21 protein-coding genes are annotated in these 25,530 nt (G+C 68.2%); 16 read left to right on the plus strand and 5 right to left on the minus strand.

Translation table 11 applies throughout. The features are described from left to right. Positions 1 to 21 precede the first annotated feature (21 nt). The 4 genes from E1J61_RS12320 to E1J61_RS12335 all read left to right on the plus strand — a co-directional run bounded on the left by E1J61_RS12320 (position 22) and on the right by E1J61_RS12335 (position 6,410). Positions 22 to 423, plus strand: coding sequence for a cobalt-zinc-cadmium resistance protein (locus E1J61_RS12320; RefSeq protein WP_133094340.1), 402 nt, complete (start codon positions 22 to 24; stop codon positions 421 to 423). A 225-nt stretch (positions 424 to 648) separates the two neighbouring features. Continuing rightward, on the plus strand, positions 649 to 2,124 hold the full coding sequence (locus E1J61_RS12325; RefSeq protein ID WP_133094341.1) for a TolC family protein: 1,476 nt from the start codon (positions 649 to 651) through the stop codon (positions 2,122 to 2,124). 2 nt (positions 2,125 to 2,126) lie between these two features. Beyond that, complete coding sequence (locus tag E1J61_RS12330; protein ID WP_133094342.1) at positions 2,127 to 3,287, plus strand: efflux RND transporter periplasmic adaptor subunit; 1,161 nt, start codon at positions 2,127 to 2,129, stop codon at positions 3,285 to 3,287. 6 nt (positions 3,288 to 3,293) lie between these two features. Continuing rightward, on the plus strand, positions 3,294 to 6,410 hold the full coding sequence (locus tag E1J61_RS12335) for an efflux RND transporter permease subunit (RefSeq protein ID WP_133094343.1): 3,117 nt from the start codon (positions 3,294 to 3,296) through the stop codon (positions 6,408 to 6,410). A gap of 538 nt (positions 6,411 to 6,948) precedes the next feature. On the opposite strand, the gene E1J61_RS12340 is transcribed toward E1J61_RS12335, so the two are convergent. The 3 genes from E1J61_RS12340 to E1J61_RS12350 all read right to left on the minus strand — a co-directional run bounded on the left by E1J61_RS12340 (position 6,949) and on the right by E1J61_RS12350 (position 10,608). After that, a complete protein-coding gene (locus E1J61_RS12340) occupies positions 6,949 to 7,533 on the minus strand; it encodes a bifunctional 2-polyprenyl-6-hydroxyphenol methylase/3-demethylubiquinol 3-O-methyltransferase UbiG (RefSeq protein WP_133094344.1) in 585 nt (194 codons plus the stop codon). A 2-nt stretch (positions 7,534 to 7,535) separates the two neighbouring features. Continuing rightward, on the minus strand, positions 7,536 to 7,886 hold the full coding sequence (locus E1J61_RS12345; protein ID WP_133094345.1) for a mechanosensitive ion channel protein MscS: 351 nt from the start codon (positions 7,884 to 7,886) through the stop codon (positions 7,536 to 7,538). Positions 7,887 to 8,148: 262 nt separating this feature from the next. Then, entirely contained in the window at positions 8,149 to 10,608 is a 2,460-nt protein-coding gene (locus E1J61_RS12350) for a DUF3772 domain-containing protein (protein ID WP_133094346.1), read from the minus strand. A 495-nt stretch (positions 10,609 to 11,103) separates the two neighbouring features. Here E1J61_RS12350 and E1J61_RS12355 point away from each other — a divergent pair, with 495 nt between their 5' ends. The 4 genes from E1J61_RS12355 (at position 11,104) to E1J61_RS12370 (ending at position 14,489) form a co-directional block, all read left to right on the plus strand. Further along, the gene (locus E1J61_RS12355) at positions 11,104 to 11,775 is read left to right on the plus strand and encodes an alpha/beta hydrolase (RefSeq protein ID WP_133094347.1); all 672 of its coding nucleotides are present in this window, start codon (positions 11,104 to 11,106) and stop codon (positions 11,773 to 11,775) included. A 126-nt stretch (positions 11,776 to 11,901) separates the two neighbouring features. Then, positions 11,902 to 12,660, plus strand: a complete 759-nt coding sequence (locus E1J61_RS12360; RefSeq protein ID WP_133094348.1) for a BON domain-containing protein — start codon at positions 11,902 to 11,904, stop codon at positions 12,658 to 12,660. 93 nt (positions 12,661 to 12,753) lie between these two features. Beyond that, entirely contained in the window at positions 12,754 to 13,893 is a 1,140-nt protein-coding gene (locus E1J61_RS12365) for a DSD1 family PLP-dependent enzyme (RefSeq protein ID WP_133094349.1), read from the plus strand. A 2-nt stretch (positions 13,894 to 13,895) separates the two neighbouring features. Beyond that, positions 13,896 to 14,489 (plus strand): uracil-DNA glycosylase family protein, encoded by a 594-nt coding sequence (locus E1J61_RS12370; protein WP_133094350.1) that lies wholly within the window; start codon positions 13,896 to 13,898, stop codon positions 14,487 to 14,489. Between the two features lie 39 nt (positions 14,490 to 14,528). Here the strand turns inward: E1J61_RS12370 and E1J61_RS12375 are convergent, their stop codons facing one another. Beyond that, complete coding sequence (locus tag E1J61_RS12375; RefSeq protein WP_133094351.1) at positions 14,529 to 15,851, minus strand: sensor histidine kinase; 1,323 nt, start codon at positions 15,849 to 15,851, stop codon at positions 14,529 to 14,531. 9 nt (positions 15,852 to 15,860) lie between these two features. Then, positions 15,861 to 17,165 carry an alpha-hydroxyketone-type quorum-sensing autoinducer synthase gene (gene cqsA / locus E1J61_RS12380; protein ID WP_133094352.1) on the minus strand — a complete coding sequence of 435 codons (1,305 nt, stop codon included), beginning with the start codon at positions 17,163 to 17,165 and terminating at the stop codon, positions 15,861 to 15,863. A gap of 457 nt (positions 17,166 to 17,622) precedes the next feature. Here cqsA and E1J61_RS12385 point away from each other — a divergent pair, with 457 nt between their 5' ends. The 8 genes from E1J61_RS12385 to E1J61_RS12420 all read left to right on the plus strand — a co-directional run bounded on the left by E1J61_RS12385 (position 17,623) and on the right by E1J61_RS12420 (position 25,509). Then, positions 17,623 to 18,558, plus strand: coding sequence for a dioxygenase (locus E1J61_RS12385; protein ID WP_133094353.1), 936 nt, complete (start codon positions 17,623 to 17,625; stop codon positions 18,556 to 18,558). 40 nt (positions 18,559 to 18,598) lie between these two features. Continuing rightward, the gene (locus E1J61_RS12390; protein WP_133094354.1) at positions 18,599 to 19,348 is read left to right on the plus strand and encodes an SDR family NAD(P)-dependent oxidoreductase; all 750 of its coding nucleotides are present in this window, start codon (positions 18,599 to 18,601) and stop codon (positions 19,346 to 19,348) included. A 48-nt stretch (positions 19,349 to 19,396) separates the two neighbouring features. After that, positions 19,397 to 20,281, plus strand: coding sequence for a 3-keto-5-aminohexanoate cleavage protein (locus E1J61_RS12395; RefSeq protein ID WP_133094355.1), 885 nt, complete (start codon positions 19,397 to 19,399; stop codon positions 20,279 to 20,281). A 42-nt stretch (positions 20,282 to 20,323) separates the two neighbouring features. Continuing rightward, positions 20,324 to 21,301 carry a zinc-binding alcohol dehydrogenase family protein gene (locus E1J61_RS12400; protein ID WP_133094356.1) on the plus strand — a complete coding sequence of 326 codons (978 nt, stop codon included), beginning with the start codon at positions 20,324 to 20,326 and terminating at the stop codon, positions 21,299 to 21,301. Next, positions 21,298 to 21,639, plus strand: coding sequence for a cupin domain-containing protein (locus E1J61_RS12405; RefSeq protein ID WP_133094357.1), 342 nt, complete (start codon positions 21,298 to 21,300; stop codon positions 21,637 to 21,639). The genes E1J61_RS12400 and E1J61_RS12405 overlap by 4 nt, the downstream gene beginning before the upstream one ends. 101 nt (positions 21,640 to 21,740) lie before the next feature. Continuing rightward, on the plus strand, positions 21,741 to 22,844 hold the full coding sequence (locus E1J61_RS12410; protein WP_133094358.1) for a porin: 1,104 nt from the start codon (positions 21,741 to 21,743) through the stop codon (positions 22,842 to 22,844). Between the two features lie 42 nt (positions 22,845 to 22,886). Next, positions 22,887 to 23,870 carry a tripartite tricarboxylate transporter substrate binding protein gene (locus E1J61_RS12415; RefSeq protein ID WP_133094359.1) on the plus strand — a complete coding sequence of 328 codons (984 nt, stop codon included), beginning with the start codon at positions 22,887 to 22,889 and terminating at the stop codon, positions 23,868 to 23,870. A gap of 601 nt (positions 23,871 to 24,471) precedes the next feature. After that, the gene (locus E1J61_RS12420) at positions 24,472 to 25,509 is read left to right on the plus strand and encodes a LacI family DNA-binding transcriptional regulator (protein ID WP_133094360.1); all 1,038 of its coding nucleotides are present in this window, start codon (positions 24,472 to 24,474) and stop codon (positions 25,507 to 25,509) included. The last annotated feature ends 21 nt before the right edge of the window (positions 25,510 to 25,530 follow it).

Below are 25,530 nucleotides of genomic sequence, written 5' to 3' on the forward strand. Positions count from 1 at the left end.
CGTGCTCCAAGCCCCCGACCCATGCGATTGTTGTTCCTGCTGCTGACTGCCATGTGCCTGTCACTGCTCTCCTTTGGAGCGGTGGCGGACGCGCGCACGTCGGTGCAGCCGCAGGTCCAGGCCAGTACCGAACTGGCCGCGCTGCAGTCGGTGGACGACATGGGTCGCGTCATCGTGCCCGGCGACGATGGGCTGCATGACGACGACATCTGCGAGGACCCGCCGCCCGGGTATTGCAATATCTGGTCGGCCGACCTGCTCGACCCGCTGGACCTGCTGGACGAAATCGAAGAATCCAGTGCCCTCATTGCCTTGCCCCCGGTGAAGCTGCTGCTGCCCGCCGGGGATGTCGCGCAATATCCCCCAGGCCGCGCCGAACCGCCGCCTTCGGCCTTCTTCCGGCCGCCAATAACCCGCTCCTGAGCGCCGGGCGTTCCACGCCTTGCCGCTCCCCCGCGCGCACGCGCTGCCTCCGCAGCTGCCGTGCCGCGGGCCGCGCCCCCTTGCCTGATAACGCCAGCCTGCCCGCCGCTACCGCGCGCGGGTAAGCCGCTGCCGTGGTCCGTCCCGCCGTGATTCCCAGCCGTGATTCGCGCCGGGGCGCGCGGCGGCATGGCGCAGGCGTCGTATTGCTTGCATTCCGGACTCATGACAACAACCAAGCTGACCCTGATCGCGTCGCTTTCGCTGCTCGCGTTCGCCGCTGCCCAGGCCTATGCCGGTGAGCAGGGCGCCGCCCCGGCGAAGGCCGCGGGGGCAGCGGGCACCACGCCCGCCGCCCCGGCCGCACCGCTCTCCAAGCCTTCCGCGAAGATTTCCGCCGCCCCGGCACTCACTCCCGGCGCCGAGCTGCTTGCGTCCACGGCCGTGCCCAAGGCGGCATCCGCACGCCCCGCGGGTACCGCGGCCGGACCCGCTTTCTCGCTGCCGCAGCTGCTCGACATGGCGCAGTCAACCAACAAGGGCGTCGCCGCGGCCGAGGCCAATGTCGATGCTGCCAGCGCCGCCATCAGCAGCGCGCGCGCCTATCCCAATCCGCAGGTCGAGGTGATGTACGGCCGGCTGTCCGGCAAGCAGCCCGGCGTGACCAGCGGCAATGCGCCCAGCTACGCCGTGGTGCAGAAGCTGGACTACCCGCACCAGCGCAGCTTGCGCGAGGCCATGGCCTCGCGCGGCCTGGAGTCGTCGCAGGCGGCCCGCCAGGGTTTCCGCGCCGACCTCGCCGCGCGCGTCAAGACCTCTTACTACGACGTGCTGCGCCGCGAAAGCGAGCTGCATGCCGCGGAAGAAGACCTGGCGATGATGCGGCAGATCCATTCGCGCGCACGCCTGCGCGTGGAGGTTGGCGAAGCGCCGCGCTATGAACTGATCAAGGCCGAGACCGAGCTGCTGGCCTCGCAGAAGAGCCAGCAGACCGCCGAGCTGCGCGTGAACCAGGCCAAGGCCGCGCTGCGCCAGCAGGTCGGCGGCGCCATGCCGGGCCAGTTCTCGCTGGACGGCACGCTGGGACAGTCGCCGGACGTGCCGCCGCTGCCGGTGCTGCGCGACACCATGGCCGCGAGCAATGCCGAGCTGGTCCAGCGCCGCACGGAGCTGGAGCGCGCCCGCCTGGGCGTCGACTACCAGCGCTCGCTGCGCTGGCCGGAAGTGGCGGTGCGCGCCAGCACCGACCGCCAGCCCGACAACAACGTCTCGCAGATCGGCCTGGTCATGACCATCCCGCTGTGGGACCGCCGCCGCGGTCCCGTGGGCGAGGCCACCGCGCAGGCGACGCAGGCGCAGAGCGCGCTGGAAATGCGCGAGTTCGAGCTGACGCAGGAACTGGAATCGGCCTACCGCCAGTACGAGATCACGCAGGCGCAGGTGACCGCGCTGGAGTCCGGCATCGTGCGCGAGGCCGAGTCGGCGCTGGGCGTGGCCGAGTCCGCCTATCGCTTCGGCGAGCGCGGCATCCTGGACTTCATCGATGCCCAGCGCGTGCTGCGCAGCGCGCGCAACGAGCTGATCGCCGCCCAGTACGAGCAGCAGCTGGCCGCCATCCAGATCGAAAAGCTCTTGTCGACCGCCCCCGGCGCCACCGCCGCGCCGGGCCTGCCGCCGACCTCCACCATCGAACAGAAATAACCATGCGTCCCAATTTCCTGCTTTCGCTGACGGCCGCCGCCGTCCTGACGTTCAGCCTGGCGGCCTGTTCCGACAAGCCTGAACCCGTTGCCGAGGCGCCCAAGCTGCCGCCCGGCGTGATCCAGCCGGAAGGCAACCTGCAGCAGTCGCTGAAAGTGGCGCCGGTGAGCACCTCCCCGTTCAGCGAGATGCTGCGCGTGGCCGGCCGCATCGACTTCGACGAGCAGCGCGTATCGCGCATCGGCGCCAGCGTGACCGGCCGCGTCACCGACCTGTATGCCACGCTGGGCCAGGAAGTGAAGGCCGGCCAGGTGCTGGCGCGCCTGCACAGCAGCGAGCTGGGCGCGGCGCAGATGTCGTTCCTGAAGAGCGAGGCGCAGCACGAGCTGCAGGTGCGCAACGCCGAGCGCGCGCGCCAGCTGTTTGCCGCCGACGTGATCGGCCGCGGCGAGCTGCAGCGCCGCGAGAGCGAGCTGGCGATCGCCTCCGCCGAGATGCGCGCCTACCGCGACCAGCTGCGCGTGCTGGGCATGTCGCAAGGCTCGATCGCCGAGCTGGCCAGGAACGGCAGCATCAACTCGCATTCGCCGGTGTATTCCAGCATCAGCGGCACCGTGGTCGAGCGCAACGTGGCGCAGGGCCAGGTGGTGCAGCCGGCCGACGCGCTCTACACCGTGGCCGACCTGTCGCGCGTGTGGGTCGTGGCCGAGGTGCCCGAGCAACAGGCCGCGCAGGTAGCCGAAGGGCAGAGCGTTGAGATCGAGGTGCCGTCGCTGGCCAACGGCAAGGGCGGCAACACCATCACCGGCAAGCTGATCTACGTGGGCCGCACGGTCAACCCGCAGTCGCGCACGGTGCTGGTCCGCACCGAACTCGAGAACCGCGAAGGGCGCCTGAAGCCGGCCATGCTCGCCAGCATGCTGATCGCCGGCAAGCCGCAGGACCAGCTGGTGATTCCCGCGGCCTCGGTGGTGCGTGACGGCAACGACGAGCTGGTCTATGTCGAGATGCCGGGCAACAAGTTCCGCCTGACCAAGGTCAAGCTGGGCGCCGAGAGCGACGGCATGCGCGTGGTGCAGAACGGCGTGAAGGCCGGCGACCGCATCGTGGTCGATGGCGCGTTCCACCTGGACAACGAGCGCAAGCGCATCGAGCAAGGGTAATCGGACATGATGAAATCCCTAGTCGAAGCCGCCATCAAGCAGCGGCTGGTGGTTTGCGTGCTGGCCGTGGTGCTGTTCTTCTTCGGCCTGCGCGCTGCCACCAAGCTGTCGGTGGACGCCTTCCCCGATGTGACCAACGTGCAGGTGCAGATCGCGACCGAAGCCGCGGGCCGCTCGCCCGAGGAAGTCGAGCGCTTTGTCACCGTGCCGGTGGAAATGGCGATGACGGGCCTGCCCGGCCTGGAAGAGATGCGCTCGCTGAACAAGGCGGGCCTGTCGCTGATCACGCTGGTCTTTACCGACGCCACCGACGTGTACTTTGCACGCCAGCTGGTGATGGAGCGCCTGATCGAAGTGGGCGGACGCATGCCGGAAGGCGTGTCGCCGGTGCTGGGCCCGGTCTCGACCGGCCTGGGCGAGGTCTACCAGTACACGCTGGACCGCGCCGACGACGGCAACCGCGAACTGACGCAGGAAGAGCTGGCCGAGCGCCGCATCGCCCAGGACTGGGTGGTGCGCCCGCTGCTGCGCTCGATCCCCGGCGTGGCCGAGATCAACTCGCAGGGCGGCTACGTGCGGCAGTACCAGGCGCTGGTCAACCCGGAGCGCATGCGCCATTACGACGTGTCGATCCAGCAGGTCTACCAGGCGCTGGCGCGCAACAACGCCAACTCCGGCGGCGGCGTGCTGCCGCACTACGCCGAGCAGTACCTGATCCGCGGCGTCGGCCTGGCCAAGGGCGTGGAGGACCTCGGCAGCATCGTGCTGAAGGAAGTCAACGGTACGCCGGTCTACCTGCGCGACGTGGCCAACGTCTCCATCGGCCATGAGGTGCGGCAGGGCGCGCTGGTCAAGAACGGCCAGACCGAGGCCGTCGGCGGCATCGTCATGATGATGCGCGGCGGCAATGCCAAGGAAGTGGTCAGCCGCGTGAAGGCACGCGTAGCGGAGATCAACGAACGCGGCATGCTGCCCGGCAAGCTGCAGATCGTGCCGTACTACGACCGCAGCGAGCTGGTCGATGCCGCGTTGTGGACGGTGACCAAGGTGCTGCTCGAAGGCGTGGTGCTGGTGGTGATCGTGCTGTTCCTGTTCCTGGGCGACGTGCGTTCGTCGGTGATCGTGCTGGCCACGCTGGTGCTGACGCCATTGCTGACGTTCATGGTGATGAACCACGTGGGGCTGTCGGCCAACCTGATGTCATTAGGGGGCCTGGCAATTGCCATCGGCCTGATGGTCGACGGCTCGGTGGTGGTGGTCGAGAACGCGTTCGAGCGATTGGGGCACAAGGAGCCGGGCCTCACCAAGACCGAGATCCTGGTCAAGGCCGTGCAGGAAGTGGCCACGCCGGTGATCGTCGGCGTGGGCATCATCATCCTGGTGTTCCTGCCGCTGATGACCCTGTCCGGCATGGAAGGCAAGATGTTCGCGCCGCTGGCGTTCACCATCTCGATCGCGCTGGCGATCTCGCTGATCCTGTCGCTGACGCTGTCGCCGGTGCTGTCCTCGTACCTGCTCAAGGGCGGCGCCGAGCATGACACGCGCGTGATTGCATTCATGAAGCGCCACTACCTGCGCATGCTGCACTGGGCGCTGGGCAACAGCCGCAAGACCGTGCTCAGCGCAGTGGGCGCGTTCGTCGCGACGCTGCTGATCGTGCCGCTGCTCGGTACGTCGTTCATTCCGGAGATGAAGGAAGGCTCGATCGTTCCCGCGATCGACCGCGTGCCGAACATCTCGCTGGAAGAGTCGATCAAGCTGGAAAAGGAAGCCAACAGGCTGGTGCTGGGCGTGCCCGGCGTCAAGTCGGTGGTGTCCGGCGTGGGCCGCGGCGAAAGCCCGGCCGACCCGCAGGGCCAGAACGAATCGACCCCGATCGCCAGCCTGAAGGATCGCGACCAGTGGCCCGACGGGTGGACCCAGGACGATATCGCCAACGCCATTCGCGAGAAGCTCAAGGCCATCCCCGGCGTGCAGATCGTGATGGCGCAGCCGATCTCGGACCGCGTCGACGAAATGGTGAGCGGCGTGCGTTCGGACGTGGCGGTGAAGGTGTTCGGCGACGACCTCGACAAGCTGCGTGAACTCGCGGGTGAGATCTCGCGCGTGGCCGGGGGCATCCAGGGCTCGCAGGACATCCGTATCGAGCGTGTCTCGGGCCAGCAATACTTGTCGATCGAAATCGACCGCCAGGCGATTGCGCGCTACGGGCTGAACGTGTCGGACATCCATGACGTGATCGAGATTTCGATCGGCGGCAAGCGCGCCACGGACATCTTCGAAGGCGAACGCCGCTTTGCCGCCGCCGTGCGCCTGCCGGATGACTTCCGCAACAACGTGCAGTCGATCCGGCAGCTGCTGGTGAACGCGCCGGACGGCACGCAGGTGCCGCTGCAGAGCGTGGCCAGGATCGAAGTCAACGACGGCCCGGCGCAGATCAGCCGCGAAATGGCCAAGCGCCGCGTCGTGGTGATGATCAACGTGAAGGATCGCGACCTCGGAGGCTTCGTCGCCGAGCTGCAGCAGGCCACCGCGTCCAAGGTCAAGCTGCCGGAGGGCTACTACCTGGAGTGGGGCGGCCAGTTCCAGAACATGGAACGCGCCATGGGCCACCTGAAGATCATCGTGCCGGTGACCATCGCTGCGATCTTCTTCCTGCTGTTCCTGCTGTTCAACTCGCTGCGCTTTGCCACGCTGATCATCACGGTGCTGCCGTTCGCATCGATCGGCGGCATCATCGGGCTGTTCGTCACCGGGGAATACCTGTCGGTGCCGGCGTCGGTGGGCTTTATCGCGCTGTGGGGCATGGCCGTGCTGAACGGGGTGGTGCTGGTGTCGTATATCCGTTCGCTGCGCGATTCGGGCTTGTCGCTTGATGAGGCGGTGGTGCAGGGGGCGACGCAGCGGTTCCGACCGGTGATGATGACTGCGACCATTGCGATGTTGGGGTTGGTGCCGTTCTTGTTCTCTACCGGGCCTGGCTCGGAAGTGCAGCGGCCGCTGGCGGTGGTGGTGATCGGCGGGTTGATTACGTCGACGCTGCTGACGCTGGTGATGGTGCCGACTTTGTATCGGTGGTTTGATGATCGGAAGCCGGATCCTACTAGGGATGTGCCGGTTTAAGGTTTTGTTTGTGTTTAGGTTTTAGGTAGTGGGACGCCCTGTGCGCTGGTTGCGTGTGGGGCGTTTTTTTTTGGTTATGCTGCGGCTGGCATCTGGCGGTGCTTGATATGCCCTGTTCCGCCCTAAAGGGCGGGTAACTCTTTGTCCGAGCGACAAAGAGTCACCAGAAAGCGCGTTTACGGCCCTGCGGGCGGCCACTCTTATCGTAGTGGGCTGGGGCTTTCGTACGGGGCTTTGCTTCGTTGCAGGGCAGGACTGCCTGACGCCTTGGTGCGCCACGGTGGTTTGGGATTGACTCGGATGTTGAACGAGCCCAGAGCTGTTGAGTGGCCCCTGCTGCGGGCGGCGTGGTAGGAACGCCTGCGGCTGCGCTGCGCGCGGGTCCTAGTTGGTTTGCTGGGCTTGGCGACATGTTATGCCCTAAACACAAAATTTCTGACAGGCCCCCGAGCCCAGGCCCCTGACCTGCGATACTGCCGGCGCGCAGCGCAGCCGCAGGCGTCCCCGCGTTGACGCCAGCAGTAGGCCCCATCCCCCCTCAAGCCAACCTCATCTCCAACTGCCGGGACCACAAATCCATCGTGAAATCCGGCTCCTGGTGATGAATATGCCGATACAGCCCATGCTGCGCACCAATCGCATCATGCACCGCCTGCGCCGTGATCTGCTGCTCGGCGAACAAATGCCGGAAATGGCAGGCGACAATGACGCCGTCATCGCTCAACGCACCCGCCGCCAGCGCCGCGACCTCGTGCCAGTCGGACTTCGGGAAGTAGTACCCCAATTCTGAAAACACGATCAGGTCAAACGATCCCTCGGGCCAATGCTGCGGCAGCTCACCCGTCAGCACCTGTACGTGGGCAAACTCCGCCACGCGTTGCCGCGCCTGCCCGGCAGCGCTGTCGGCAAGCTCCATTGCCACCAGCGCATCGCAGCGCGGCGCCAGTTCGACGGTAAGATGCCCGCCGCCGCAGCCGGGCTCGAACACGCGTGCGAAGCGTTCGCGCGGCAGCGTGGCCATCAGCAGCGCGCGCTTGCGTGCCTCGTACCAGCGCGTGCCGATGCCCCAGGGGTCGTCCTGCCGGCCGTACAGCCGGCTGAAGTATTCGCGATCGACCGGCATGATCAGTAGCCGTAGTAAGGCTGTTGCCGGTAGTAGCCGGACGGCTGCGGGCCGCACGGCACGTACGCGCGGTCGTAGTCGCTGTAGCAATAGCCCGGTGGCACCGCCGGCGCCGCGTACGAGACCGGCGCGGGGGCATAGGTGACCGGCGGCGCCACCGCCACCGGTGCGGCCACTACCGGCGCCGAGGCCAGCGCCGCGCCGAACGCCAGGCCGACCAGCGCGCCGACGGCAAGGACCGCGCCGGCATTCGACCCGCCGCCATGGTGGCGGCCGTGCGCGGACGCGGGGCCGGCGGCTACCAGCGCCACGGCCAGGGCGGCCGCGGCGACGATTCGGGTGGAGGGGCGCATGTCGGACTCCTTGTGATGCAGCTTGTGTTCCTGAATGATGGATGCAAACTGCCCGGCAAGGTGTTTCGCCGCGAAGGCCGACTTGTTAGCTTTGTAACGGGGCTTTTTTCAGGGACCGGTTTTTAACAGGCCGTAATACGGCCCCTGTCACCCACCCTGTCCGGAATCCACCCCGGGGATTTGGGCCAGTCCGCCCGGGCTCGCGCAGGGCGGGCGTACCGATGTCTTGAGCGCGGACCACCGGGCGGAGCGGTCGGCGGACTTACCCCGCCGCGTATGCGCGTTGCGATGCTTCGCCGAACGGCGGCAGGTTTTCCAGCCGCAGCGATTGCGGTTCGGTCAGTGCGATGTCCTCGGCGCGCAGCCGCTTGAGGATCTCGAACAACAGGTCGCTGCGCGTGGCCGCGGCGATGCGCGGGCTGCCGACGTAGCCCGTCACCGACAGCGTGATGCCGTTGGAAGCGAGCTGGCTGAACATGACCGACGGCGCCGGCACGTCCAGGATGGACTCGTTTTCCTTGTAGACATCGAGCAGCAGGTCGCGCAGCTGTTCCGGATCGGTATTGAGCGGGAATGTCAGCTGCAGCGATGCCACGCCCTGCGTGCTGTTGCTCATGGTCACGTTGCGCACGTTCTGCGAGATCAGCTGCGAGTTGGGCACGATCACAGTCGAGCGGTCGCCCAGCTGGATCTCGGTCGCGCGCACATTGATGCGGCGGATGTCGCCCTCCACGCCGGCCAGGCTGACCATGTCGCCTACCTTGACCGGGCGCTCGGTCAGCAGGATCAGGCCCGAGACAAAGTTTTTCACGATCTCCTGCAGGCCAAAGCCGATGCCCACCGACAGCGCGCTGACGATCCACGCCAGGTTGTCCCAGCGCACGCCCAGCAGCGACAGCGTCAGCAGCACCAGCAGCACATAGCCGACATTGCTGAACAGCGTGATCAGCGATGCGCGCAGCCCCGGCTCGCTGCACACCTTGGGCAGCAGTTCCGCATCGAGCCAGCGCCGCACCGAACGCAGCAGCCAGATGCCCACGCCGAGCGCCAGCACCGCATTCAGGATTCGCTCCGGCATGATGTTCAGGCTGCGCAGCTTCTCGCCGCCCAGCACCATCAGCAGGCTGTTGAGCAGGTCCGCCGGCGTGGTGCCGAAGCCGCCGGTCAGCAGCGCCACCACTGCCACCAGCAGCAGCACGCTGGCGCCGATGCCCGACAGGACGGTCGAGGCCTGCTCCAGATGCGAATCGTCCACGCCGAACAGCTGCTTGATGACGCGGCCGCTGGCGTGGTTGGTCGACAGTACGGCCTCGCAGACATCGCGCGTGACCTGCGTCAGCAGGTACAGGCTGCACAGCACGATGTCGAACCAGACCAGCTCATAGGTCAGGAAGCGCGCGAAGCTGATATAGCCGGCCAGCAGCGCGACCATCGACACGATCACCAGCACGGTCACGGCGGCGTGGATCATGCCGGCCAGCGTGGCGCGCGCCTCCGGGCGTTCGCCCGCGGCGGCGAGTTCGTTGCGCACGCGGTTGGCGCGCAGCAGCGCCGCGCCGATGGTCAGCACCACCACCAGCGACACCAGCCCGCGGCCCAGCAGCGTGACCTGCAGGCTGGTGTCGGCGATGCGGTTGATCTGCTCGAGCGTGCCGGCCAGCAGCAACAGGCCAGCCAGCACGGCGGGGAAGGGCTTCATCGCCAGCGCGACCGGATCGGCCAGCGCAGGCAGGCGCCAGCTGGGGTGGCGCGTGCACAGCAGTGCGCGCCCCAGCCCGACGATCAGCGCGCTGGTCATCGTCAGCTTGACCAGCTGCGCGTAGAGCGCCATCCCGTCGGGCGGCAATTCATAGTTGCGCGCGAAGGCGTGGTAGACCAGCTGCACCGCGAGACCTGTGGTGCAGACCGTTGCCAGCGTGGTCGCCAGCGCCAGCGCGCTGCGGCGCAGGCGCGTCTCGGGCAGCCGGGTCAGGCAGAACCACGCCAGCGCGCGCTCGGCAAGGCGCCGCCCCAGCGTCCATACCGCCAGCGCGAGCAGCAGCAGGGCCACCGTGGCCGCGCGTTGCGACGGCTGCCACGCCAGCTGCAGCATCGGCTCCACCTGGTCGCGGAAGCCGTCCAGCCGCGCCTGGTCTTCCGGCGGCGGGCTGAACAGCGGCTGCCAGAACTGCGGGTTGAGGATGCTTTCCGAGCGCAGCGCGAGCTGGTCTTTCAGGTGGCCGCGCTCCAGCCGGGCCAGTTGCTCGCTCAGGTTGGCGATGTTCTCCTTGCTCTCGGCAGCCTGCTTGAGATGCGCGTCGAGCTGCGTGCGGCGCGTGTTCAGCTCGGCGCGCTGCTTCATCACCGCGGGAGCTTCCCTGGTGGTGCCGTCGACCGGTGGCGGACCGAGCACGTCGAGCTGTGCCTGCAACTGCTCGCGCTGCGGCTTCAGGGCGGCGCCGAGCTTGTCGGCGTCGGCATCCAGCCGCCGCAGCGTCTCTTGCAGGTCATGCAGCTTGGTATTGCCGTCGGGGTCGGAGGCCTGCTGCTTGACGCTGTCCTGCTCGGTCTGCAGGCGCTTGAGTTCGGCGTTGGCTTCGGCGTGGGTCAGCGCGGGCGCTTGTGCGGCGGCCTCGGCTTCCGATGCGGTCCCTGCGGCATGGACGGCGGGCAGGGTGACCGGCATCAGGTGGCATAGCGCAGCGAGCGCAAGGCCCAGTGCGAGCCGTGAAGCTTTGCTCATGGCGGATTCTCGTCGGATGGTGACGGCTTGCGGCGCTCCGGCGGCGGATGGAAATGGCAAGGCACGGTGCGGGCAGGGCCACATGGCGCTGCATCGCGATTCCGCTGCGGAACGGCCGGGACACCGGCGATGAACACGGGAAGGGATGGCTGCGTACAGTCCATCCGCTTCGGCGAATTTGGGTCAGCCACGAGAAAGGCCTGCGGGCGAAGCCGCAAGCGGGCAATGCGTGGCACGGGTCGTGCTGACCGATCGCGGCGGGACCATTTTCGGAGCCGCCACGGCTCAGGGCATTATACGAAAGCGTTCAGGTCACACGTCCCGCACAGGCGGCGCATGGGGCACCGGCGGGCAGAATTTTGCGCATCGGTGTAGTGCGCGGCCGTGCGTGGCCGTGCGAGGAAACAGCGCGGGCGGCATGTTCGTCACAATCGCATTACCATCACGGCTTTCGCGGGCCGGCAATCGGCTCGCCCGACATTGCAAGGAGCATTCATGGGAGTACCGTCTGCCACGGAAACGGCGCACCTGGCTGGCGCCGCCGGGCCGATCGAGATGCTGGTCGACCGTCCCGCCGGCACGCCGCGCGGGATCGCGGTGGTGTCGCATCCGCACCCGCTGCTGGGCGGCGCGGCCACGCATAAGGTGCCGCACCAGTTGGCCAAGGCGCTGCTGGCGCGCGGCTTCCTGACTGTGCGGCCCAACTTCCGCGGCGTGGCGGGCTCGGGCGGCGAGCACGACCAGGGCCACGGCGAGACCGGCGACATGCTGGCCGTGGTGGCGCAGTTGCGCGACGACCACCCCGGCCTGCCGCTGGCGCTGGCGGGCTTTTCTTTCGGGGCGTTCGTGATGGCGCAGGTGGCCGCCACGCTGGCGGCGCAGGGCGTGCCGGTCCGTCACCTCGTGCTGGCCGGCCTGCCGTATGGCACGGTCAAGGCCCATCGCAGCTATGACACGCCGGCAGTGCCGGCCGACTGCCTGGTGGTGCATGGCGAGCGCGACGAGCGCGCGGAATTGTCGGCGCTGTTCGACTGGGCCCGACCGCAGGCGCTGCCGGTGGTGGTGGTGCCGGGCGCCGATCATTTCTTTACCGGCAAGCTGCCGTTGCTGGTGCGCATCGTCGGCCAGTACCTCGACCGGCCCGCCGGGGATGGACGAAGCGCATGACGTTGTTGCGCATCGTGTAAAAACTGCGTCCCGCGGCGCTGCCGGAGCGCCACGCGGCCAGCACCGGCGCAAGGGCATGTTTTGTGCTACCGATATCAGGCTAGGACGTCAGATCGGAGGCAATCCATGAAAGACTATCCACCGTCGGAAATCCGGGGAACCTGGCGCCACCGCGGCTACGATGAGCCCGACGATACCCGCCAGGCACGCCACTGGCGCAGCGGCGACACTGGCGGCTCGCCGTATGGCTATGGCGAGGCCCGCTATGGCCTCGAGGATGAAGATGACGAGCGCCCCACGCGCCCTTCGCGCTGGGCCGCGCAAGCGGGGTCGCGCCGCATGCCCAAGGGCTACCAGCGCACCGACGCCCGCATTCGCGATGACCTGTGCGAACGGCTCGCCCACGCCGATGACGATGTCTCGGATGTCACCGTCGACGTCGGCTCGGGCATCGTCACGCTGGCCGGCACCGTCCGGGACCGCGACGCCAAGTTCCGCATCGAGCAAATGGCCGAGGATGTGCTCGGCGTCAGTGAAGTGCGCAATAACATCCAGATGGTGCGGCCCGGCAGCAGCGGCGGTAGCGGCGGCAATGGCGAAATCGGCGAGCGTGCCGGCCGCGCAGCGCGTGGCGAGGATCAGGATCAGGGTCAGCAGCGGGTCGGCCAGTCCACCGGCCAGCGCCGGCAGGTCGGTTCCCCGGCCGGCGACGTGCTGTACATCGTGCAAGGCTGGGACGGTCGTTTCCTCGCTAACGAGCGCGGCGAGGCGGTGATGGTGAGGTCGATCGCGCAGGCCGGCCTGTTCGATGATGCCGATGTGGCCCGCGCCGCTGCCGCGGAACACTGCGGACGCGGCTATCGCCTGCTGGCCACGCGCCGCTAGCGCGTTTTGCGCGCGCAAGCCTGTGCGCAAGGGGCACGCCGGTGTTATCGTGAGGGGCCCACGGCAAGCACTGCCGCAACCGGGCCCCATACCATGCATGAAGCCAGCGTTCTCCGGCCGCCGCACGCGGCGGTCGGCCAATCGTTGTCAGCGTTGCCCACGCCTGCGCTGCTGATCGAACTCGATGCCTTTGAAGCCAACCTGGCGCGCATGGCGGAACTTGCCGAACGCGCCGGCGTAGCGCTGCGCCCGCATGCCAAGGCGCACAAGTCCGTGGCGATCGCGCAGCGGCAGGTCGATGCGGGCGCGGTCGGCATCTGCTGCCAGAAGCTGTCCGAGGCGTATCCCTTTGCCGCCGCCGGCATCGGCAGCATCCACCTGAGCAATGAATTCGTCGGCGCCGACAAGGCCGCAATGGCCGCCGAACTGGCGCGCCACACGCGCTTGTCGATCTGCGTGGACGATGCGCGCCAGGTCAGCCAGGTCGGCGCCGCCGCGGCGCGCGCCGGCGTGCGCATTGCGGTGTTGCCGGAGGTGGACGTGGGGCAGGGCCGCTGCGGCGTGGACAGCGACGAGGCCTTGCTGGCGCTGGTCGATGCGATCGGCGCCGAAGCCGCACTGGATTTCGGCGGCCTGCAGGGCTATCACGGCGGCATCCAGCATATCGAGGCCTGGGCGCAGCGGCGCGAAGCCGCGCAGCGCGCGGCCGAAGCCACCGCCGGCTACCTGCGCGCGCTGGAGCGGCGCGGGCTGCGCTGCCCGGTGGTGACCGGCGGCGGCACCGGCACCGCCGAATTCGACCTGGAGAGCGGCGTCTACACCGAGATCCAGCCGGGCTCGTACCTGTTTCTCGACGGCCATTACGGCTCGCTCGAATGGGAGGGCGCGCTGCGGCCGCTGCATTCCCTGTTCGTGGCAGCCACCGTGATGAGCGCGGCGCGCGCCGGCGTGGCGGTGTGCGATGTGGGGCTGAAGTCGGTCGCGGTCGATTCCGGCCTGCCGCACGTGTGGCCGCGCGATGCCGATGGCGCGCTGGAGTACGTTGCCGCCAACGACGAGCACGGTGTGCTGACGGTGACCGGCGCCGACAGCCGCGACCTGCTGGGCGAGCGGCTGTGGCTGGTGCCGGGCCATTGCGATCCCACCGCCAACCTGCACGATGCCTATGCCTGCGTGCGCGGCGAGCGCGTGGAAGCGGTTTGGGCCATCGAGGGGCGCGGGCTCAGCCGCTGATTTTGCCTCGTACCCGATCCACCAGGCTTGACCGGCTCCTCGCCGACATTGCCGGCTGCCACGCCTGTGCCTTGCCCCACGAGCCCAGGCCGGTGGTGCAGGCCGGCGCCCATGCGCGCCTGCTGATCGTCGGCCAGGCGCCCGGGCGCCGCGTGCATGAAACCGGCATCCCCTGGAACGATCCTTCCGGCGACCTGCTGCGTACCTGGCTGCAACTGACGCCCGAGCAGTTCTATGACGCCGGCAAGGTGGCGATCGTGCCGATGGGGCTGTGCTATCCGGGCAAGGGCGCCAGCGGCGACCTGCCGCCGCGGCGCGAATGCGCGCCGCTGTGGCATGCAGCGCTGCTGGCGTCCATGCCGGAAATCCGGCTGACGCTGCTGGTCGGCCGCCACGCACAGGCTTATTACCTCGGCAGCCGGGCCGGGGCGACGCTGGCCGATACCGTCGCCGCCTGCGCCGACTACCTGCCAGCATTCTTCCCGCTGCCGCACCCCAGCCCGCGCAACCGCTTCTGGCTGCAACGCCATCCGTGGTTCGACACAGACGTGCTGCCGCGGCTGCGGCGGCAGGTGGCGCTGGCGCTGTCCGGCTGATGCCGCTCAGTGGTCCCTCAGTGATCCCTCAGTGATCCCTCAGTGATCCCTATGCGGGAAGCGGATGTTGAACTCCGTGAACTCGTGCTCGACGGAACGGCAGCTGATGCCCGCGCCCCAGCTGGTCAGCACGTTCTGGCAGAAGGCCAGCCCGATGCCGGTGCCGCGGTGCGCCGGGTAGGAGAAGAACGGCTGGAACATGCGCGCCAGCACCTGCGGCGGCACCCCGGTCGCGGTGTCGCGGAAGGTGACGTGCACCCCGTCCGGCCGCACCTCGCAGCAGATCCGGATATCGCCCTTGCCGGCGCGCTTGATCGCTTCGAGCGCGTTCTTCAGCAGGTTGGTCACGACCAGCCCGAACAGCTGGGCGTTGCCGAGCACGCGCACCGGGCCGGGCAGGTCGAACGCGACGATGTCGCGGCCCGGCTCGTCGAACGGAAACCGGGCGATGGCATCGCGGATCACGCCGCCCAGCTCGAACAACTCGCGCGTGGCCTGTTCCGGGTTCTTGGAGTTGGACACCAGCAGCTCGATGCTGTTGCTGATATGCGCGATGTCGGACTCCATGCGCGCCACCGCCTGCATCAGCCCCTCGCGGCGTGGCGCATCCTGGTCCAGCGCCGCCGGCAGCCGCGCCTTGAGGCCGCTCGCGCTGACGCTCAGGCTGGTCAGCGGCGTACGCAGTTCATGCGCGACGGTGGCCAGCGCCGCGGCCATGCCGCGCCGCTTCTGCTCGATCAGCAGCTGGCGGTCGAGCTTGATCACCACCAGCACCGAGATCACGAAGCCGATGATCGGCAGCTGCAGCAGCACCGGCTCCCATGGAATCCCGCCCATGGAATTGCCGGCCAGCACGAACAGCGCCACCGCGGCGGCCGCGCCGGACAGCAGCGAGATGGTCGCGAACGCCGTATTGAAGTGATAGAGGATCACCACGGCGATGATGACCGACTCGGCCCAGGCCATCGAGCCGCCGTTTTCCAGGTACAGGAAGATGAAGGCGAACGGCATGCCCACCGTGATCGCAAACAGCGCGTAGGGCGGCAGCCAGCGGCGGTGCGAGAACGCCCTGGCAAACAGCAGCGGCACGAACAGCGCGGTGCAGACCAGGCGCAGCCACAGGTTCTCGTAGGGCTGCGGGAACACGTACGACCAGATCAGGTAATAGAGCGGGTGACCGATGACCCCCAGCGCGCCCACCATCTGGATGCGCCGCAGCCGGATGACGCTTTCCTCGTCGAGCAGGATGGCCCGCGCCGCGGTATCGAACACCGCCTGCCAGGCCCGGCGGGCAAGGCTGGCAAGTCCCGGCAGACCGGAACGGCGCTTGCGGCCGCCCGAGTCGGCCAACTCTGCTTCCATCTCCAACGGCTACTCCTCGCGGGAGCTTGCGGCGAGCTCCTCTTTGGGATTGGGGGATTTGCGCCGGCTGCGGCGCGTCGATGACCATTCTTCCAGGCGCACCTCGTCGCGGATACTGGCGAGAACGCTGACCAGCCGGTCGATTTCACCGGCGCTAAGTTTCGCATGCAGGGTAAGTCGCATCAATGCCCGATTCTTGGGGGTTGCCGGCGAACAGAATACCGCGCCGAAGATGCCGCGCTGCTGCAGCGCGTTGCGCAGGACCATCACCTGCGGCTCGGTGCCGGCCTCCAGCCCGATGATCTGCTCGGAGCCGTCGCTGATGTTGTACCCCAGCGCACCGATCGCTTCGCGGGTGGTGCGGGTGATCGCATGCAGCTGTTCGCGCCGCTGGTCCGCCGCGGCGATGAAGTCGATGGCGGCGTCGAACCACGCAACCTCGTGGCGCAGCAGCCCCGAACTGAAAATGGCCGGCCGCGACTCGACCGCGAAGAAGTCCTTGAACGTGCTGGAGCAGGTGACGAAGCCCGCGCGCCCGGCGAAGGCCTTGGCCAGCGACGCGGTGCGGAAATGCACCCGCTCCGACAACCCCAGCGCCGGTACCAGCCCGCCGCCCGATGGCCCATGGGTGCCGAGCGAGTGCGATTCATCGACCACCAGCACCGAACCCGTCGCCTCCGCCACCGCGACGTATTCCTCCAGCGGCGCCACGCTGCCGGTGGTGGAGTACACCGCGTCGACCATGATCACGCCGGGCCCGAAGCGTTCGGCCTGGCGGCGCGCATGGCCCACGTCGTTGTGGCGGATCGGCACGGCCTGCGCACCGGCGGCGGTGATGCCTTCCCACAGCGAGGCGTGGCCGTTCATGTCGATATAGACCGGCACGCCCGGCCCGGCGATGCATTGCACCAGGCCGACGTTGGCGGCCCAGCCGGACTGCGCGATCAGCCCGTCCTCGGCCTGCATCAGGTTGGCCAGCTTGCGCTCGACGTGCCGTTGCGGCGTCTCGCCGTACTGGAACACGGACGACATCAGCAGCTCGGGCTGCTCGTTCAGCAGCGCGCGCGCTTGCGCCTCCAGCAACGGCCGCTCGCCCAGCAGGCAGAGGTAGTCGTTGCTGCTCAGGTGCAGCGCGTCGGGCCCCGGCTTGCGCCCGTGCAGCAGGTGGTCGCCACCCCAGAGCTTGCCCAGCCTGGCATCGAAATGCTCTGACATGCGTGCTGCGATCCACTGCGGCAGCGGCGGCGTGGTCACGCTGCGGGGGGGGCAGGGAACGGGGTGCGTCGGTTGCGGACGCTGGACGGCGGAGAACATCGGTTTTCCTCTGGTAGGTAGGAGGGATCGAAGGAGATCGCTGGCGGCATGGCCAGGAACCCGGGCATCGCAGGCACGTCGGGCTTTCTGCACGTCAGCGATTACTGTGCCAAGTCCTCGGCAACGATTGTGACCGGGCTTCCACCAGTCCAACGCTTGTATGAGCGGGAGGGGCCACGCCGCCGTTGCATTGTGGCGCGGCCAGCGCTCGCTGGCATGTCGGTATATCGCCGGTTAGTGCCTGGTAAGGCATATATAGGCAGGTGTACCCACAAATGCCACCCTCCGCGCGAGCGGGGACCGCCTAGGGTTTGTCCTGAAGACGAGGCGTAGCGGCTTGTTTTGATTGTGATTTCCGGCGGCGCGAAAGGGGGCGGGGCCCCGCCGGCCGAACTTTCGCCTTGACCTCCGGTGCTGGCCGCCGATAATAATGCAAACGTTTGCAAAGGAGAGTGACATGGAAACATCGATCGCGCGGCAGGTATCGCCGGCCCCGCGCCCCACGCTGATAGACGACGAACATTCGGTCACCGGCATCGTCCAGGCCGCGATGGCGGACACCGCCAGCCCACGCCTGCGCTTCGTCATGGATGCGCTGGTCCGCCATCTGCATGGCTTCCTGCGCGAGGCGCGCCTGACCGACGAAGAGTTCGAGTTCGCGCTGGGCTGGCTCGCCAGCCTTGGCCATGCGACGCATGCCACGCACAACGAGGTCGTGCTCGCGGCCGACGTGCTGGGTTTGTCGACCCTGGTGACGGTGATGAACAACAGCACCCGCGACGGCCGCACGCCCGGCGCCTTGCTGGGACCGTTCTACCGCGCCAACGCGCCGCGCTATGCCTGCGGCGACTGCGTGGTGCAGGACGACGCGCCCGGCCTGCCGCTGCTGGTCAGCGGCACCGTGCGCGGCACCGACGGCACGCCGCTGGCGGGCGCGCTGGTCGAGATATGGCAGGCCTCGCCGGTCGGCCTGTACGACAACCAGGACCCGACCCAGCCCGACCGCAACCTGCGCGGCTGCTTCCATGCCGATGCCGACGGCGGCTACCGCTTCCGCACGGTGCGTCCGGCCGGCTATCCGGTGCCGACCGATGGCCCGGTCGGCGCGCTGCTGGCCGCGCAACAGCGCCATCCGTACCGGCCGGCGCATATCCACTTCATCGTCGCCGCGCCGGGATACCGGACGCTGGTGACGCAGGTGTTTGCCGACGAGGCCGACAAGCTGGCCTCGGATGTCACCTTCGGCGTGCACCGGCAACTGGTCGGCACGCTGCAGCTGCACGACCAGGGCAGCAGCCCGTGGGGCGACGTGCCGGCGCCGTTCTACACGCTGGACTTCGACTTCACGCTGGAGCCGGGGCAGCAGACCTTTCCCAAGCCGCCGATCGACTGAACGCCGGCCGATTTCCTTTCACGCAAATTCAACTCCGAACATGAGCGCATCCCCCCTTTCCGGCAAGGTTGCCGTGATCCTCGGTGGCACCGGCAGCATCGGCTTTGCCGCCGGTGAAACGCTGGCCCGCCTCGGCGCGAGCATCGTCCTGACCGGCCGCGACGCCGACAAGGCGGCCAGCGCGGCGGCCGCGCTGCCGGCCGGCAACCATCTTGCCGCCGTCGCGGAAGTTGCCGACAGCGCCTCGCTGCGCGCGCTGGCCGACGAAGTCATCTGCCATTACGGCCGCGCCGACATGCTGGTCAATACCGCCGGCTTTACGCGGGCAATCCCGCACGCCGACCTCGACGCGCTCGACGACGCGCTGATCGACGAACTCTTTGCCATCAACTGGCGCGGCCAGTTCGCCGCGATCCGCGCCTTTGCGCCGCACCTGCGCGCCAGCGGCGACGGGCTGGTGGTCAACGTCGGCTCCATCGCGGGGCGCAACGGGCAGGGCAGCAACGTGGCGTACTGCGCGGCCAAGGCCGGGCTCGACGCCATGGCGATGTCGCTGGGGCGCGCACTGGCGCCGCAGATCCGCGTGCTGAACGTCTCGCCCGGCGTGGTCGACAGCGCCTTCGTGCCCGGCCGCGACAGCAGCTTCAACGAGCGCGCCGCCAGGACGACGCCGCTGCAGCGCATCGGCCAGGCGCAGGACGTGGCCGATGCCATTGCCGCGTGCGCTACCTCGCTGCGCTTTGCCACTGGCACCACCATTGTCGTCGACGGCGGCAGGCAACTCGGCTAGCCCGGCGCCACGCTCCGTTTTTCTCTTGTTCTTCACCAACGTTCGCTCATGCACGCACGCAAGACCATCATCACCTGCGCGGTGACCGGCAATATCGTCACCCCCGAGCAGCATCCCGGCCTGCCGGTCACGCCGGCGCAGATCGCCGACGCCGCGCTCGAAGCCGCCGAAGCCGGCGCTGCCGCGGCCCATATCCACGTGCGCGATCCCGAAACGGGCCGCCCGTCGATGGCGCTCGAATACTACGCCGACGTCATCGACCGCATCCGCGCGCGCAACCGCACGCTGATCATCAACCTCACCACCGGACCCGGCGGCCGCTTCGTGCCGAGCGAGGACGAGCCGCGCGTGGCCGCGCCGGGCACCACGCTGCTGCCTCCGGGCAAGCGCGTCGAGCACATCACCGCGTTGCGCCCCGATGTGTGTTCGCTCGACCTCAACACCATGAATTCCGGGGGCGACGTGGTCATCAACACGCCCGCCAACGTGCGCAAGATGGCCGCCGCGATCCGCGCCGCCGGCGTCATGCCGGAGCTGGAGATCTTCGACTCGGGCGACCTCAACATGGCGCTCGACTTCATCCGCGACGGCGTGCTCGACGGGCCTGGCCTGTGGACCTTCGTGCTGGGCGTCAAATACGGCTTCGCGCCCACGCCCGAAACGATTTTCTATGCGCGCAACATGCTGCCCGCCGGCGCGCACTGGTCCGCCTTCGGCATCGGCCGCGCCGAATTCCCGATCGTGGCGCAGGCATGGCTGGCCGGCGGCCATGTGCGTGTCGGCCTGGAAGACAACATCTACCTGGAGAAGGGCGTGCTGGCCCCCAGCAACGCCGCGCTGGTCGCCAAGGCCCGCGACATCGTGCGCTCGCTCGGCGGCGAGATCGCGTCGCCCGCCGAGGCGCGCCGCACGCTGGGGCGGCGCGAAGCCTGAGCCTTGCCAACCGAATTGCCGATTCCTGAAAGGAAAGAACTTATGAATACGATCCGCGTGAACCAGAAAGCCGCCGATATCGAGGCGCTGCAGCTCGAACTGCTCGGCGTGCCGCGCCCCGATGCCGCGGCGGACCAATGCATCATCGAAGTCGCCAGTGCCGGGGTCAATCCCAGCGACGTGAAGGCGACGCTGGGCCTGATGCCGCATGCGGTGTGGCCGCGCACGCCCGGCCGCGACTATGCCGGCCTGGTGGTCGACGGGCCGGCCGCGCTGCTGGGCCTGCAGGTGTGGGGCAGCGGCGGCGAGCTCGGCATCCGCCGCGACGGCACCCATGGCAAGTACCTGCGCATCCAGGCCAGTGCGGTGCGCGCCAAGCCGGCGTCGGTGTCGCTGCTGGAGGCCGGCGCCGTGGGCGTGCCGTTCATCACTGCCTACGAAGGCTTGCGCCGCGCCGGCATGCCCCAGGCCGGCAGTACCGTGCTGGTCTGTGGCGGCAACGGCAAGGTGGGGCAGGCCACCATCCAGATCGCCACGGCGCTGGGCGCGCGCGTCTTTGCCGTCGAGCGTACGGCCGAGCCTTACCGCGGCCATGCCAGCGGCGCAGTGCGCATGATCGACGCCAGCCGCGAAGCGATCGCAGAAGTGGTGCGCGACGAGACCGGCGGCCATGGCGCCGACATCGTCTACAACACCGTCGGCAGCCCGTACTTCGAGCAAGCCAACCAGGCGATGGCCATCGGCGCAGCGCAGATCTTCATCTCGACCATCGAGAAGCCGGTGCCGTTCGACATCTTCGCCTTCTACCGCGGCCAGCATACATACGTTGGCGTCGATACGCTGGCCCTGGACAGCGGCGCGTGCGCGCACATCCTGGACCAGCTTGCGCCAATGTTCGCCGCGGGCGCGCTGCGGCCGTTCCCGGTGCTGTCCGATTACACCTATGCGCTGGCCAATGCCAAGGACGCATACCGCGCGGTCCTGCAAGGCGCGACCGAGCGCGTGGTGCTCAAGCCATGAACACGACCCGCTTTGCCCGGGCGCCGGCGTATTTCCCGCCCAACCACGACGGCATGCATTGCCTGCGGCTGCAGGGACACGAGGCCGGCCCGTCCGAGGCACTGTGGCTCGGCGTCTCGGTACTGCTGCCAGGCGGCCATACCGCGCTGGATGCCTCGCCGGTGGAAAAGCACTACGTCGTGCTCGAGGGCGAAGTCTGCGTGCGCACGCCGGACGAGGCCGTCACGCTGGGACAGTACGACTCGGTGCGCCTGGCGCCGGGCGAGGCGCGGCAGGTCTCCAATCCCGGCAACCGGCCCGCCTTGCTGCTGCTGGCGATGCCGTATCCGAAGGCCTGATTTTCTTGTGCCGTGATGCAAACGATTGCAGACCCGAAATAAACGGCGCTGACCAAAAAGGTGATTACAAAAAGAATGACCACAACCAAAGGGGTAGACCAATGACATCCGTTCCCAAGCGGTGCCGCTTGCTACTGCTGGCCATGGGCGCGGCCTGCACCGGCCACGCCGGCGCGCAGTCGTCCGTGACGCTGTACGGGCGCCTCAACACCGCGCTGGAGTATTCCTACGCCAATACGGCGACCGACGGCACGCGCCTTGGCGGCGTCGGCCGGCTGACCAACAACCGCTCCGTGTTCGGCATGCGCGGCGAGGAAGGGCTGGGCGGCAGCCTCAAGGCAATCTGGCAGATCGAGAGCAACGTCTCGCTCGACACCGGCCAGGGCCAGATCGCGGGGCGCAATTCGCGCATCGGGCTGCAGGGCAGCGCCGGCACGCTGTTCATGGGGCACTGGCAGACGCCTTATACCGAGGCGACCTCGACCTACGATCCGTATTACCCAACCACGGCGGGGTATATGGCGCTGATCGGCAACGGCTCCACGTCGAGCTCGGACAACGTGCAGGACACCAGCGCGTTCGACCGACGGCAGAAAAACATCATCGTCTACAAGTCGCCGTCGCTGGCGGGCTTCAGCGGCGCCGCCGCGTGGGGCATCAACGAGGAAAAGACCACGGTGCCGCGCAACCCGGGGCTGTACTCGTTCTCCGCCGCCTACGACAACGGCCCCCTCAACGTGGTGCTGGCCTATGAAATCCACCAGCATTACCAGACCGCGGGCCGCAACGACGATGCGATGAAGGCGGGCGTTTCCTACAAGTTCCCGACGACCACCGTCGCGCTGCTCTATGAACGGCTGCACTACCGCACCGCCACCGGCGACCTCACGCGCAACGGCTACTACGCGTCGGTGGTGCAGAAGCTGGGGCCGGGCAGCGTGCGGGTCGGCTTTGGCCTGGCCAGCAACGGCGCCGGCAACGCCACCGAGACCGTCGGCTTCTTCCGCAGCGGCGCGGAGACGGGCGCGACGCAGGTCACGGTGGGCTACGACTATCCGTTGTCCAAGCGCACGGCGCTGTTTGCGTACTACAGTCGCATCAACAACAAGCGCAACGCGATCTATGACTTTGCCATCAACGAGCTGGGCGTAAGCGCGGGCGCCGACCCGCAGACCGTCGCGCTCGGCATGCGGCATTTCTTCTGAGGCGCGGCACACGCGTCCCGACTAGCAGTGAGGAGACAAGGAATGATTCGATCCATCCAGGGCGCCGTGCTGGCGCTGACTTCGACGCTGATACTGGCGGCCGCCCCCGCCGCCAGTGCACAGCCCCAGTACCCCAGCAAGCCGATCCGGCTGGTGGTGCCGTTCTCGGCCGGCAGCGCCACCGATATCCTGGCGCGCATCCTCGGCAGCAAGATGGCCGAGGGCGGCAGCTACCAGGTGATCGTCGACAACCGGCCCGGCGCGGGCGGGACTGTCGGCGCGACCGGCGTGGCCAAGGCGGCGCCGGACGGCTACACGCTGATCCTGGTGTCGGTCGGGCATGCGATCAACGCCACGCTGTATCCCAGGCTCGGCTATGACACGGTGAAGGACTTCGCGCCGGTCTCGCTGGTGGCCAGCGTGCCCAACGTGCTGGTGGTCAATGCGGCCAGCAAGTACAAGTCGGTGCGCGACGTGGTGGCGGCGGCCAAGGCCACGCCGGGCGCGCTGAACTTTGACTCGGCTGGCTCCGGCAGCTCCACGCACCTGAGCGGCGAGATGTTCAAGATGCAGGCCGGCATCGACATCACGCATATCCCGTACAAGGGCACCGGCGAAGCGCTTACCGACGTCATGGCCGGCCGCGGCGACATGATGTTCGCGCCCTCCGTCTCGGCGATGCCGTTCGTCAGGCAAGGCAAGCTGCGCGCGCTGGCGGTGACCACGGCCAGGCGGGCCAGCGCGCTGCCGGATATCCCGACCGTAGCGGAGTCGGGCTTGCCGGCCTATGCCTTCGATTCGTGGTTCGGCATCCTCGCCCCGGCCGGCACGCCGCGCGAGATCGTCGATGCCCTCAACGCCGAGATCGGCAAGGCGCTGTCATCCCCCGACGTGCGCGAGCGCCTGGCGGCGCAGGGCGCCGAGCCGCGGCGTTCATCGCCGCAGGAGTTTGCCGCGTATATCCAGGCGGAAATCGGCAAGCTGGCGCCGGTGGTGCGGCAGTCAGGGGTCAGGGCTGGGGAGTAAGGGCAGGGCATCGCGATGGCCAGGCTTGCCGATTGTGTGCTCCCTCTCCCGCTTGCGGGAGAGGGGAGCAAACAAGCCGGATAGAATGGATTGCGGGCAGCGCCGCGACGGCGCCAAGCGAGCGCAGCGACGCGTTACGTGCCCGAGCCCCTGACCTGCGATACTGCAGGCGCGCAGCGCAGCCGCAGGCGTTCCTGCGTTGCCGCCAGCAGCAGGGGCCGCCCACAGCTCTGGGCTCGTTCAATCACCGCGTCAATGCCGAGCCATGGTGGCGCACCACGGCGTCAGGCAGTCCTGCTTTGCAACGAAGCGCAGCCCCGTACGAAAGCCCCGGCACGCTACGATAAGAGTGGCCGCCCGCCCAGGGCAGAAAACGCGCTTTTGGTTACTTTTGCCGCTCGGGCAAAAGTGACTCGCCCCTTCAGGGGCGAAACCAGGGCATATCAAATATCCGCCAGATGTCCAGCCACAGCCATGTGAAGGATGACGGCGAAGTGAAGCCCAAGACTTCATTCAGGCCCCCGTCCCCACCCCCCATCAGCAATGCGCCTTAAAATATCGCATCTCCCATTCCCGGCCCGCCGCCCAACAACCAGCCGTCATGTCCGAGCGCAAGCGCCTCACCCTGAAAGACCTGGCCGCCGAGATCGACGTGCATTACTCGACGGTCTCGCGGGTCATGAACCCGGCCACGCGGCACCTGGTGGCGCAGGACGTGGCGGCGCGCATCCTGGAGGTGGCCGAGGCGCGCGGCTTCCGCCCCAACCGCATCGCCGCCGGCTTGCGCACGCAGCGCTCCGGGCTGGTAGGCGTGGTGCTGCCCGACATCGCCAACCCGGTGTTCCCGCCGATCCTGGCGGGGATCGAGTCGGTGCTGGCGCAGCAGGGCTACGTGCCCATCGTCGTCAACGCCGGCACCGACAAGAGCCGGCAGCGCTTCATCATCGACCAGATGATCGGCCGGCAGGTCGAAGGGCTGGTGCTGGCGACGGCGGAGCGCGAGGACGCGGTGCTCGACTACTGCATCCGGCAGCATATCCCGGTGGTCACGGTCAATCGCGGCGAAGAGACGGGCCGGGTCTCGTGCGTGGTCAGCGACAACCTGCTGGCGATGCGGCTGACGGTAGACCACCTGGCCGGCCTGGGCCATCGCCATATCGGCCATATCGCCGGCCCGGCCGCGCTGTCCACCGGCTTCTTGCGGCGCGAGGGCTTTGTCCAGGCGGTCAGGCGGCACCGCCTGCGCCGCGACGCCTGGCACGTGATCGAGGCCGCCAGCTATTCGCGCGAGGCCGGCAAGCTGGCGTGCGCGCAACTGCTGGAAGCCTTTCCGGCGGTCACCGCGATCGCCGCCGGCAATGACCTGGTGGCGATGGGCTGTTATGACCTGCTGCGCGAGCGCGGGCTGCATTGCCCCGCCGACATCTCGGTAGTGGGCCACAACGACATGCCCTTTGCCGATGCGCTGACGCCGCCGCTGACCACGGTGCGCATCGCCGTCCATGAGATGGGCGAGGAGGCTGCACGGCTGCTGCTGCGGCAGATCGACAAGCCGGGATCCGATGCCGTCACCGTGCAGCTGACGCCGCAGCTGATCGTGCGCGGGTCTACCGCCGCGCCGCGCGACGGCACGTCATAGGCGGGCCGTGCCGCCGCCACT

It is taken from the genome of Cupriavidus sp. L7L (assembly GCF_004353535.1).
Lineage (GTDB): Bacteria > Pseudomonadota > Gammaproteobacteria > Burkholderiales > Burkholderiaceae > Cupriavidus > Cupriavidus oxalaticus_A.